This window comes from Pseudorhodoplanes sp. (assembly GCF_046289595.1).
Taxonomy (GTDB): Bacteria; Pseudomonadota; Alphaproteobacteria; order Rhizobiales; family Xanthobacteraceae; genus Pseudorhodoplanes.
Genome location: NZ_JBKBVB010000049.1, coordinates 21,118 through 31,621, shown reverse-complemented (window position 1 = coordinate 31,621; position 10,504 = coordinate 21,118). Strand labels below are relative to the sequence as shown.

Sequence of the window (10,504 nt, the reverse complement as noted above, 5' to 3'; positions counted from 1 at the left end):
TCGCCAAGAAGCAGATCGAAATCGCCGAGAAAGTCGGCGCCGATGCCGTGGCCCATGGCGCGACCGGCAAGGGCAACGACCAGGTTCGTTTCGAGCTGACCTATTATGCGCTCAAGCCCGATATTACCGTGATTGCGCCGTGGCGCGAATGGGATCTCACTTCGCGCACCAGGCTGATCGACTTCGCCGAGAAGCATCAGATCCCGATCGCCAAGGACAAGCGCGGCGAGGCGCCGTTCTCGGTCGACGCCAACCTCCTGCACTCGTCCTCCGAAGGCAAGGTTCTGGAAGACCCGAATGTCGAAGTGCCGGATTACGTGTTCTCGCGCACCGACGATCCGCTGACCGCGCCGGACAAGCCGGCCGAAATCACCGTCGACTTCGAGAAGGGCGATGCGACAGCGGTCGATGGCAAGAAAATGTCGCCCGCGACGCTGCTGAAGAATCTCAACGATCTCGGCAAGCTGCACGGCATCGGCCGGCTCGATCTGGTCGAGAACCGCTTCGTCGGCATGAAGTCGCGCGGCATGTACGAGACGCCGGGCGGCACCATCCTGCTCGCGGCGCATCGCGCCATCGAAAGCATCACGCTCGACCGCGGCGCGGCGCATCTCAAGGACGAGCTGATGCCGAAATATGCCGAACTGATTTATAACGGATTCTGGTTCACGCCCGAACGCGAAATGCTGCAGGCGGCGATCGACAAGTCGCAGGAGCATGTCACCGGCCGTGTCCGGCTGAAGCTCTATCGCGGCAATGTCTGGGTGACCGGTCGCGAGAGCCCGTATTCGCTCTACGATCAGGAGCTCGTCACCTTCGAGGAAGGCGCGGTCGCCTACGATCACCGCGACGCCGAAGGCTTCATCCGGCTGAATGCGTTGCGGCTGCGCACGCTCGGACAACGCAAGAAGAAGCGGGGACTCTGATTGATCGACGGAGAAGGAGAGCCGCTTTCCGCCGCTCCCCGTCCCCCGGTCGGGTCGTCTTTGATGCGGGGATTATGCCCGCCGGGGCAGCGTCCGCCAGATCGACGTGCCCCATTGCGTCGCCCGATGCCTTGCGCCGGCGCAGGCGCCGTACCACGCCGCAACTGCACCGAGGAGCGATGCCGCTCCGGCGAGGAACGCCAGCAAGACGGCGGCATTGCGTGCCCGCGAAATGGTCTCGCGCGCAGAGGCGATCACGGTTTCCACACGCTTCTGGGCGTCACCCGCGGAAAGGCCAGTATGCGCGGCCACCAGCCGCGTCAGGTAGGCGCGATCCTCTGCCTGGACGCCGGAATGCCCGCCGGCGGTGAGCAGGATGCGCGCGGCTTCTGCCCGCGTCGCGGCCACATCGCCTTCTATCGGCCTGCCGTCGGAGCGGAACAGGCGGTCGAGATCGAACGCGATGATCGTCTCGCCCGGGACCGAGACAGCCGGCCCCGCATTGCCGGAAGCCGGTGCGGCAAGCCGGCTCGCGCCGATCGCCCCGCCGATCAGCAACAGCGCAGCCATCAGCGTCGCCAGCGCCCAGACCAGAAGGCCGTGCGTGCCGTCGCGCGTCTCGCTTTCGTCGGCATCGAAGGAGTCGGTTCGGCCAAGCATCGATCCTGCGATATAGCCGCCGATCCCGTAAGCCGCCAACGCCACCAGCACGAGATAGATGCCGGACAGCACGAACAGCGTCATCGACGCATCCCGCCAGGTCGGTGCGGTGGAGCCGACGGCAAGACCCATTGCGGCGGCGAAGCTGTGCAGGACAAAAGCGAGCGCCGCTGCGGCGATGGCGCCGGCCCATACCGGGCCCCATTCGACGCTCGGCAACCCCGCCGTCGCGCGGACCGTTGCTGGTTGTGTGTCCATCCTTCGTCTCCTCAGCGCAGGCCGAAGAACGACAGGATCGCCATAATCACAACGATCAGTCCGACCAGATAGATAATTCCGTGCATGGTTCTCTCCCGTTTTTCCGACGGGGGAGCAACCTTCAACTGTGTTCCCGGTTCCGCGCCTTCGCCGCAAAGCGTGGCGGAAACCATGGTGTGCGCCGGCGGCGCCGAATCTCCGGGGAACCGTCCATTGTGGTCGACGCCGCTCTTGTAAGGCTCATCAAAACACAATGGCCGGGCGCGCGCCCGGCCATTGTCGTTGTGTTGGAGCGGACGCCCTCGGCGTCCTTTTGCATCCGCACCGGGCCGCTATTGCGGTTGCAACTGACCCTGCTGCAGCAGCGGCGTGATGCGGCGCACGGTGACGCGACGGTTCGCCCGCTCGGCGGCCATGGTCTGCACCTTGAGCTGCTGGGAGCCGTAGCCCTGTGTCGTCAGATTCTCGGGCGGAATCTGGAATTCGTCGGTGAGGATCACCGACACCGCTTCGGCGCGGCGATCCGACAGCGACAGGTTGTCGTCGTCGTTACCGGTGGCGTCGGTGTGGCCTTCGATCAGGAACACCTCGTTCGGATTTCGCTCGATGGCGCGGCGAATGCCTTCGGCGATCGGCGCCAGCCGGTCATACTGATCCGGCGTGATTTCCCATGACCCGAGATCGAAGGTGATGGTGTTGATATCGACCCGCGGCATGCGATCGCGCAATCCCGGGCTGTAGCGGATTTCGTCGAGGGTATAGGCCCGCGGCAGCACCTCGACCGGCGGCGCCATCAGCGCGTCATAGATGTATTCCGGCGGCGCCTCTTCCGCCTCGACAATGTAGCGCTCAGGCGGGATCGCCAGCGCGCCGATGGCCAGCACCGGCAGCGCCACGAAGAACGCATCCGCCCGGCGTCCGCCGCGCGGACGGTTGTCGATGATGATGACCTCGCGGCCGTTGACATAGCGCGAACGGCGCAACAGCCGGCCATTGGCGTCGGTCACGGTGACGATGCGCTGGCCGCGCGGATTGACGATCGTGGTCCGCGTCTCGTTGCCCAGGCGCTGCACGTTGACGTCGCGGCCGACGCGGCGGAACCGCTCGGTTTCGTCGTGCCGGATGAACTTGCGGTTGCCGTCCTGGACGATGGCGCGGCTGCCTTCCTGGATCACCCGGCGATTGCCCTCCTGGCGGACCTGACGCTCGCCGCGCACCTCATCGATGCGTCGCGCGCGGTCTTCGCGGCGCTGCTGGCGCTGCTCCTGCTGCTGGCCACGCTGCTCCTGGCGCTGTTGCTGTTGCTCCTGCTGCCGCTGATTTTGCTGCTGGCGCTGCTCCTGCCGCTGCTCTTGCCGCTGGTCTTGCCGCTGCTGCCGGTCGTCGCGGCGCTCCTGCCGCTGTTCCTGCTGCCGCTGCTGCTGCTCCTGGCGGCGTTGCTGCTGTTCCTGGCGGCGCTGCTCCTGCTGCTGCCGCTGGTCCTGTTGGCGTTGCTGGCGCTGCTGCTGCTCCTGCTGACGGCGCTGCTGCTGCTCCTGCTGTCGCTGCTGCTGTTGCTGTTGGCGCTGCTGCTGCTCCTGAGCCCGATTCTGCTGGCGTTCCTGCTGGCGTTGCTGCTGCTGCTGTCGCTGAGGCTCCTGGGCGCGTTGCTGCTGTCGCTGATCGCGGTTCTGCTGACGCTCTTGCTGGCGTTGCTGCTGCTGCTGCTGGCGCTGCTGCTGCTCCTGGGCGCGTTGCTGCTGCCGCTGATCGCGGTTTTGCTGACGGTCCTGTTGGCGCTGCTGCCGCCGCTGATCGCGGTCGCCCTGATCTTGCGCAACGACAAACGGGGTCAGATCATCGCGCGCTTCCGCCGGCTGCCCTGTCAACACAATGGATAGTGCGGCTCCGGAAAGGAGCAGTCGTGAAAGACGCATATGATTCTCGCTGCGTATGGTGAAGATCCTTGGGCACGACCGTTCCCCCGACGGTCGCGCCAAGCCGTGCGACAGAACGATGGCAGGGACGTGGCCGTTTGCTTAACGGCCGTAAATACCTGCGCAAATCAAGTTTGTTCCGCCGTCTTTATTGTCGCAGGGCGGCAACGTCCGCGAATCACGTCCACGAACACCTACCGCATCGCCACCTTCTCGTTGGCGCCCATGTCGGGACGCTGACCGGTCGCCGCGGCGATCGCCATCTTCACCGTGCTCAGCACCTTTCCAGGGCCCTCCCAATATTGCGCCTCCTCCGGCGTTACCTTGAGCATCCGGATGTTCGGATCCTCCGGGGAGTCCCACCAGGCCTTTGCCGGCGTCGACCATAACTCGCGGATCACGGCGCGGTCGGCCGACACCTCAGCTGTCCCGGACAGGGACACGAAACGCTCGCTGCCCGGATCGGCAAAGGCCAGGCAGATTTTGGGAAAGTTCCGGATATCGTCGTCCTTGTGGTGACGGACATCGGTCAGGAAATAGACCGCATTATTCTTGCGGCGCACGAAGGCCGCCATCGGGCGCGAGGCCAGCTCCTGTCCGTTCCAGCTTGCGAGCATGCAGATGGAGATTTTGTCCATGAGATCCCATACGCGTTCGGCGTCGGCGGTCATTTGTAGCTCCTTCAATCGGCTCGCGGCTGCTTCCGGAACGTAACCGCCGGCGCGGCCAGACGTTCCGCAGCCAATCCCGATGCAATAGGCCCGTCACAGAGCGGCGGCTATGCTGACCGGACACGCAAGGAGTTTGCCCATGCGCGTTCCGGTTCTTGCCGCAGCGTTTCTCCTCATCGCAGGATCGGGGGGGTCCGCCCAGACCATTTATCCGGTGGATCGCGCCGAAATCCTGGCCGGTGCGCGGTTCGACCTGAAAGTCGAACTGGACACGGTGGCCACTCCGGAAACCGTCTCCCTTACCGTCAACGGCACCGATCACGGCGCGGTCTTTGGCAAACCGGCCGACTGGATCGAACGGGAAGACGGCACGGAGCAATCTGCGCTGATCCTGCGCGATGTGTCGCTGGCGAAGCCGGGCCGCTACGCCATCCGCGTCACGACGCCCTCGGCGTCGCGCGAGATCGTGTGGACCGTCTACGACACGCCGGCGCGCCGCGCCAGGAATGTGGTGCTGCTGATCGGCGACGGATTGTCGGGCGCACATCGCACGGCGGCGCGGATTTTGTCCAAGGGCATGATCGAGGGCAGAGCGTCGGGCAAGCTTTCGATGGACGACATGCCGCAGATGGCGCTGGTCGCAACCGCCGGACTCGATTCCATCATCACCGACTCGGCAAATTCCGCCAGCGCCTATGTGACCGGTCATAAGACCGCGGTGAACGCGATGGGCGTCTATCCGGACCGCACCGCCGATCCGTTCGACGATCCGCGGGTCGAGACCATCGCAAGCCTGGTCAAGCGCCGTCACGGCATGGCCGTCGGCATCGTGACAAACACGGAAATTCAGGATGCGACGCCGGCGGCGATGATCGCCCATACCCGGCGGCGCACGTCCTATGACCAGATCGTCGCGCAATATTTCGCGGCGCAGCCCGATGTTCTGATGGGCGGCGGGCTTGCGAATTTCCTGCCCCAGGGGACACCCGGCGCGCGAAGGCGCGACGCAACCGATTTCGTCGCGAAATTCAAAGAGGCGGGCTACGCCTATGTGACGACCGGCGCAGAGCTGAAGGCTGTCCCGAGCGACACGAGGCGGCTGCTCGGGCTGTTCAATCTCGGCAATATGGACGGCGTGCTCGACCGCAAGTTCCTCAAGGCGGGCAGCGTCAAGCGCTTCCCCGACCAGCCCGATCTCACCGAGATGACCGCCAAGGCGCTCGACATCCTGTCGCAGAATCCGAACGGCTTCTTCCTGATGGTGGAAGCCGGAATGATCGACAAATACACGCATCTGCTCGACATGGAGCGGGCGGTCTACGACACCATTATGTTCGACAATGTCGTGGCATCGGTGCGCGACTGGGCGAAAGTGCGCGGCGATGATACCCTGATCCTCGTTCTTGCCGACCACGCGCACCCGATCGCCATCGTCGGCACGATAGACGACGACATGGCGAGGGAGCCGAACGTGCCGATGCGCGAACGGATCCGCATCTACGGCGCCGCAGGCTTCCCGAATTATCCTGCGCCGGATGCGGAGGGCTATCCGGCCCGTGTCGATGTCAGCCGGAGGCTCGCGATGTTTTCGGCGAGCCTGCCGGATCACTACGAGACGTTCCGGCCACGGCTCGACGGTCCGAACCAGCCGACAAAGCGCGGCCAGGAGCCCGACACCTTCGAGGCCAACGAACGCTATCGCAATCTGCCAGGCGCCGTATTCCGGCTCGGCAATCTGCCGCGGCTTGCGGGCGCGAGCGTGCATTCGGGAGAAGATGTGATCCTCACCGCATCCGGGCCGGGGAGCGAGGCGGTGCGCGGACAGCTCGACAACACCGATGTGTTCCGGGTGATGGCCGATGCGCTGGGACTGGGTGCGGCCGGCGCGGAGGCGACGGCGCGCTGAATTGGCGGACATCGCGGGCGCCGCAAACTGATCGGGCGCCGCGCGCGGCTGCCGGCTCATCATCGGACCACGGCCGTTGCCTCGACCTCGAACAACATGCCGTCGAGGGCAAGCCGCGGAACCGGGATCAGGGTGCAGGCAGGCTTCATGGCGGCCTTGGGCCAGACCCGATCGAGTTCGGCGCCGAAGGCTTTCAGCCTGTCTTCGTTATGGCCGACAATCAGCACCGTTAACTTGGCGATATCGTCAAGCTTTGCGCCCGCGGCGGCCATTGCGGTCTCAAGATTGCGGAAGGCCTGCCGCATCTGCCCGACGAAATCCGGGACCAGTTCGCCGCGCGCATTCTCTCCGCCCTGTCCGGCCACGAGCAGCAGCCTCGCATTGGGGCCGATTGCTGCAAGATGCGAATAGCCGTTTGGCGCCGGATCATACAGCCCGTCGGGATTGATCAGGCTGAATGGTTTGGCCTGCGCATGTGGTGACGGATTCATCTCGTTATCTCCAGGATTTGCGGTCTGTCATCGAACTCAAATGACTGTCGTCTTCCCGAATCGCTCCAGCGTTTGCGGATTGCGCATGATGTAGATGCCGGTCAGTTGCCCCGCCGGGTTGTAGGAAAGCGAGACCACGGCAACGATGGCATCATCTTTGGCGATGATCGCGCCGCGATTGCCGTTGATGTCGGCAATCCGCCATTCGCAATCGCGCCAGTAGCGATGCAGGCCTTCGCCGACGAACCGCGTCACATGATCGGAACCGGCGACGATTTCACTCACCGCCGCAACCCGGCCGCCGCTATCGGCGCGGAGTTCGACGTCCTCAGAGAGCAACGCCGCGAATGATGCGGTTTGACCGCTGGCCACGGCCGACTGGAATGCCTCGAGCAGACGCTGCTGCCGATCGGCCGGAACCAGGTACCGGACCCGGTCGACCGCGATGCTGTTGCGCGCCCGCGATACCAAACGCCGACATGCGGCCTCGTTCAACTCGAGCGTTTGCGCGACCTGCAGGTACGGCAAATCGAAAATGTCGTGCAGAAGATAGGCGGCGCGTTCCTTGGGAGTCAGCCGCTCCAGCATGAGCAGAAAGGCGGTGGACAGCGACGACGCCAGCTCGACGCTGGACTCGGAGATTGGATCGGTCTGTGTCAAGACCGGTTCCGGCAGCCAGGGGCCGACATAGTCAACTCGCGTGCGATGCGCCGAGCGCAAGAGATCGATACAAAGGCGGGTGCAGACCGTCGTCAGCCATGCGTCCGGATTTTCGATGCCGGTTCTGTCTGCCTTGTGCCATTGCAACAGAGTGTCCTGCACGGCATCGTCTGCATCCGCGCGAGAACCAAGAATGCGATAGGCGAGCCCGCGCAGCCTTGCGATGGTGCGGACGGACGGAGTTTCATTACGATCACGCATGTTCAGCAGCTCGCAACGTCAACGGCTTGCGGCTTCAGCGATCCATCATTTCAATGGCTCGCGACCTGCAGCCGGTTCCACAGATTGATCATGGCCACGATCGACGTGAGCACCGCGACCTCGCTCTCGGTGAAGCTTTCGTTCAAGCGCATGCGCAAAGCGGTCAGTTCGCTGTCGCGACCGAGCAAGGTCAGCGCGTCGGTCCAGGCCAGCGCGGCTTTTTCGCGTTCGGTGAAATCCTCGACCCGGTCGAAGACAATCACGCGGTCGAGCCGCTCGTTGGTTTCGCCGTCTTGGCGCGCTTCGCGAAGATGCAGATCGATGCAATATGCACACCGGTTCAATTGCGAGGCGCGCAGCTTGACGAGGTGATAGAGGCGGCGGTCGAAATTCTGTTGTGAGATGACGCGCTCCGCCTCGGTGAGGGCCTGCAGGATCGCCGGTGTCTGCCGACGATAGTCGATACTGGTCGAAGCTTTCATATCGCTCGCTCCCGTTTGCTGTCCTGATGACGAAGCAGAGGGTCAATTTGTGACAGGGAGCGGCGAAAAATTCGCAGCGGCGCAACAGCCGGTGTGACCCGGCCCGCCAAAGGCAGCCACCTGCTTTGGGCGTCAGTCGACCGTCCCGGTCGTGCGGCGACCTCGCTGGCGGATCCTGGTTATTTTATAGGCAACTCTGGCGTGGCTTTAAGCGACCCACCCATATGCGTACCTGACAGCGGTTCCAGCGGATCATAATGCGCAATAACCCCAGTTAGTTATGGGCGTTGCGACCAAGTGGCACGGGGTTTGATTCTAAGTCTGCGCGGGAGCCGGCCTGCATGGCTAGACCATGCCTGCCGGTGCCCAGGTGGTACAGCCCGACGCCTCCAGGGAGGCTGCGGGCCAACGGGGATCGAACCAAATGAAAATCGTCATGGCCGTCATAAAGCCATTCAAGCTCGACGAGGTCCGCGACGCCCTGACCGCGATCGGGGTGCACGGCATGACCGTCACTGAGGTCAAGGGATACGGGCGTCAAAAGGGCCACACTGAAATTTATCGCGGCACCGAATATGCCGTGAGCTTCCTGCCGAAGCTCAAGGTGGAGGTCGCAGTCGACACCAGCCAGGTCGACAAGGTCGTCGAAGCCATTACAGGGGCCGCCAAGACCGGCCAGATCGGTGACGGCAAAATCTTCGTCGTCAACCTCGAGAGCGCCGTGCGGATCCGCACCGGCGAAACCGACGCCTCCGCCCTCTAATGCGAACCGATTCGGACAGGAGCTCTATTATGTCGTTCAAGTTTTCAAAGCGGGCCGGTCTGGGCTTCGCTGTAGCGGCGGCGGTATTGACCGCGGCGGCGACGGCCTTCGCTCAGGACGCCAAGCCGACTCCGAAGCTGGATACCGGCGATACCGCGTGGATGCTGACCTCGACCGCGCTGGTGCTGATGATGACCATTCCGGGCATCGCGCTTTTCTATGCGGGGATGGTCCGCAAGAAGAACATCCTCGCGACGCTGATGCAGAGTTTTGCGATCTGCTGCCTGATGAGCGTCCTTTGGATGGTGTGCGGCTATTCGCTGGCCCTCACCGAAAACGAAGGCGGCATGAACGCCTATATCGGCGGCCTGTCCAAGATCATGCTGTCGGGCGTCACCAACGATTCCCTGAACGGAACCATTCCGGAATGGGTCTTCATCATGTTTCAGATGACCTTCGCCATCATCACCCCGGCGCTGATCACCGGCGCCTTTGCCGAGCGCATGAAATTCTCGGCGATGATGTGGTTCATGGGCCTGTGGCTGCTCTTGGTCTATGTGCCGGTCGCGCATTGGGTCTGGGGCGGCGGCTTCCTTGCCACTGCGGGCGTGCTCGATTTCGCCGGCGGCACCGTGGTGCATATCAACGCCGGTATCGCGGGCCTCGTCGCCTGCATCATGATCGGCAAGCGCAAGGGCTACGGCACCGCCAATCTGGCGCCGTATAACCTCACCTATACCCTGATCGGCGCCTCGCTGCTGTGGGTGGGCTGGTTCGGCTTCAACGCCGGTTCGGCGCTGAATGCCAGCGGCCTCACCGGTGTCGCCATGCTCAACACCCAGGTGGCAACGGCGGCCGCGGCGCTCGCCTGGATGTTCTGCGAGTGGATCGTGATCAAAAAGCCGAGCCTGCTCGGCATCCTATCCGGTGCGATTGCGGGTCTGGTGGCGATCACCCCGGCCGCCGGCTTCGTCGCCCCCGGCGGCGCGCTGGTCATCGGCATCGTCGCGGGCGTTGGCTGCTACATCGCGGCGGTCCATATCAAGAAGGCGCTGGGGTACGACGACTCGCTCGACGTGTTCGGCGTCCATGGCGTCGGCGGCATCATCGGCGCCCTGCTCACCGGCGTGTTCGCCAGTGCCGCAATCAACGAAGCCGGCAAGGATGCGAGCTTCATGCTGCAGGCCTATGGCGTCATCGTCACGATCGTCTACACCGCGATCGTCAGTGCGATCATCCTGTTTGTGATCAATATCGTGATCGGATTGCGGGTGACGCCCGCCCAGGAAGAAGAAGGTCTCGACATCGCCCTGCATGGAGAATCCATCCAGGAGTGACGTCGCAACGGTCGTGCGGCGGGGCGTATACCCGGCACCGCCCCTCCCGCCGAATGGAGGCCCCGGTCGCAAGACCGGGGTCTCTTTCGTTTTGGGCAGCGCATGCCCCGCAACGGCCAGCAAAATCCGATGGTTAATCGGACCTTAACCAGCCCGGCCTAGGCTCGCGGATC

At 63.8% G+C, this 10,504-nt stretch carries 12 protein-coding genes; 5 read left to right on the top strand and 7 right to left on the bottom strand.

The features are described 5' to 3' along the window. Positions 1 to 926 (top strand): argininosuccinate synthase (locus ACK41X_RS12225; protein WP_409723338.1); only part of this gene is annotated, 926 nt, incomplete at its 5' end. Positions 927 to 998: 72 nt separating this feature from the next. On the opposite strand, the gene ACK41X_RS12220 is transcribed toward ACK41X_RS12225, so the two are convergent. The 3 genes from ACK41X_RS12220 to ACK41X_RS12210 all read right to left on the bottom strand — a co-directional run bounded on the left by ACK41X_RS12220 (position 999) and on the right by ACK41X_RS12210 (position 3,019). Beyond that, positions 999 to 1,844: a hypothetical protein gene (locus tag ACK41X_RS12220; RefSeq protein WP_409723335.1), complete on the bottom strand. Its 846-nt coding sequence runs from the start codon at positions 1,842 to 1,844 to the stop codon at positions 999 to 1,001. An 11-nt stretch (positions 1,845 to 1,855) separates the two neighbouring features. Continuing rightward, the gene (locus tag ACK41X_RS12215; RefSeq protein ID WP_409723333.1) at positions 1,856 to 2,017 is read right to left on the bottom strand and encodes a hypothetical protein; all 162 of its coding nucleotides are present in this window, start codon (positions 2,015 to 2,017) and stop codon (positions 1,856 to 1,858) included. 159 nt (positions 2,018 to 2,176) lie between these two features. Beyond that, positions 2,177 to 3,019, bottom strand: a complete 843-nt coding sequence (locus tag ACK41X_RS12210; RefSeq protein ID WP_409723330.1) for an OmpA family protein — start codon at positions 3,017 to 3,019, stop codon at positions 2,177 to 2,179. On the opposite strand from ACK41X_RS12210, the gene ACK41X_RS12205 reads away from it, so the two are divergent. Further along, on the top strand, positions 2,960 to 3,724 hold the full coding sequence (locus ACK41X_RS12205; protein ID WP_409723328.1) for a hypothetical protein: 765 nt from the start codon (positions 2,960 to 2,962) through the stop codon (positions 3,722 to 3,724). The genes ACK41X_RS12210 and ACK41X_RS12205 overlap by 60 nt on opposite strands. A 230-nt stretch (positions 3,725 to 3,954) precedes the next feature. On the opposite strand, the gene ACK41X_RS12200 is transcribed toward ACK41X_RS12205, so the two are convergent. Further along, complete coding sequence (locus ACK41X_RS12200; RefSeq protein WP_409723325.1) at positions 3,955 to 4,431, bottom strand: pyridoxamine 5'-phosphate oxidase family protein; 477 nt, start codon at positions 4,429 to 4,431, stop codon at positions 3,955 to 3,957. 139 nt (positions 4,432 to 4,570) lie between these two features. Here ACK41X_RS12200 and ACK41X_RS12195 point away from each other — a divergent pair, with 139 nt between their 5' ends. Beyond that, positions 4,571 to 6,337 (top strand): alkaline phosphatase, encoded by a 1,767-nt coding sequence (locus tag ACK41X_RS12195; RefSeq protein ID WP_409723323.1) that lies wholly within the window; start codon positions 4,571 to 4,573, stop codon positions 6,335 to 6,337. A gap of 59 nt (positions 6,338 to 6,396) precedes the next feature. Here the strand turns inward: ACK41X_RS12195 and ACK41X_RS12190 are convergent, their stop codons facing one another. The 3 genes from ACK41X_RS12190 to ACK41X_RS12180 are packed head-to-tail and all read right to left on the bottom strand — an operon-like array spanning position 6,397 to position 8,231. After that, positions 6,397 to 6,828 carry a RidA family protein gene (locus ACK41X_RS12190; protein WP_409723320.1) on the bottom strand — a complete coding sequence of 144 codons (432 nt, stop codon included), beginning with the start codon at positions 6,826 to 6,828 and terminating at the stop codon, positions 6,397 to 6,399. A gap of 36 nt (positions 6,829 to 6,864) precedes the next feature. Then, complete coding sequence (sigJ, locus tag ACK41X_RS12185) at positions 6,865 to 7,749, bottom strand: RNA polymerase sigma factor SigJ (RefSeq protein ID WP_409723317.1); 885 nt, start codon at positions 7,747 to 7,749, stop codon at positions 6,865 to 6,867. A 50-nt stretch (positions 7,750 to 7,799) separates the two neighbouring features. Beyond that, positions 7,800 to 8,231, bottom strand: coding sequence for a carboxymuconolactone decarboxylase family protein (locus tag ACK41X_RS12180; RefSeq protein WP_409723314.1), 432 nt, complete (start codon positions 8,229 to 8,231; stop codon positions 7,800 to 7,802). Between the two features lie 424 nt (positions 8,232 to 8,655). Between ACK41X_RS12180 and ACK41X_RS12175 the strand changes: the two genes are divergently transcribed. After that, positions 8,656 to 8,994 carry a P-II family nitrogen regulator gene (locus ACK41X_RS12175; RefSeq protein WP_409723312.1) on the top strand — a complete coding sequence of 113 codons (339 nt, stop codon included), beginning with the start codon at positions 8,656 to 8,658 and terminating at the stop codon, positions 8,992 to 8,994. A 29-nt stretch (positions 8,995 to 9,023) separates the two neighbouring features. After that, the gene (locus tag ACK41X_RS12170; protein WP_409723310.1) at positions 9,024 to 10,331 is read left to right on the top strand and encodes an ammonium transporter; all 1,308 of its coding nucleotides are present in this window, start codon (positions 9,024 to 9,026) and stop codon (positions 10,329 to 10,331) included. Positions 10,332 to 10,504 lie beyond the last annotated feature (173 nt).

Bases quoted from the DNA above. Each gene is read 5' to 3' on its own strand.
- ACK41X_RS12220 (WP_409723335.1), bottom strand. From the start codon at position 1,844: ATGGACACACAACCAGCAACGGTCCGCGCGACGGCGGGGTTGCCGAGC.
- ACK41X_RS12215 (WP_409723333.1), bottom strand. From the start codon at position 2,017: ATGGTTTCCGCCACGCTTTGCGGCGAAGGCGCGGAACCGGGAACACAG.
- ACK41X_RS12200 (WP_409723325.1), bottom strand. From the start codon at position 4,431: ATGACCGCCGACGCCGAACGCGTATGGGATCTCATGGACAAAATCTCC.
- ACK41X_RS12195 (WP_409723323.1), top strand. From the start codon at position 4,571: ATGCGCGTTCCGGTTCTTGCCGCAGCGTTTCTCCTCATCGCAGGATCG.
- ACK41X_RS12190 (WP_409723320.1), bottom strand. From the start codon at position 6,828: ATGAATCCGTCACCACATGCGCAGGCCAAACCATTCAGCCTGATCAAT.
- sigJ (WP_409723317.1), bottom strand. From the start codon at position 7,749: ATGCGTGATCGTAATGAAACTCCGTCCGTCCGCACCATCGCAAGGCTG.
- ACK41X_RS12180 (WP_409723314.1), bottom strand. From the start codon at position 8,231: ATGAAAGCTTCGACCAGTATCGACTATCGTCGGCAGACACCGGCGATC.
- ACK41X_RS12175 (WP_409723312.1), top strand. From the start codon at position 8,656: ATGAAAATCGTCATGGCCGTCATAAAGCCATTCAAGCTCGACGAGGTC.
- ACK41X_RS12170 (WP_409723310.1), top strand. From the start codon at position 9,024: ATGTCGTTCAAGTTTTCAAAGCGGGCCGGTCTGGGCTTCGCTGTAGCG.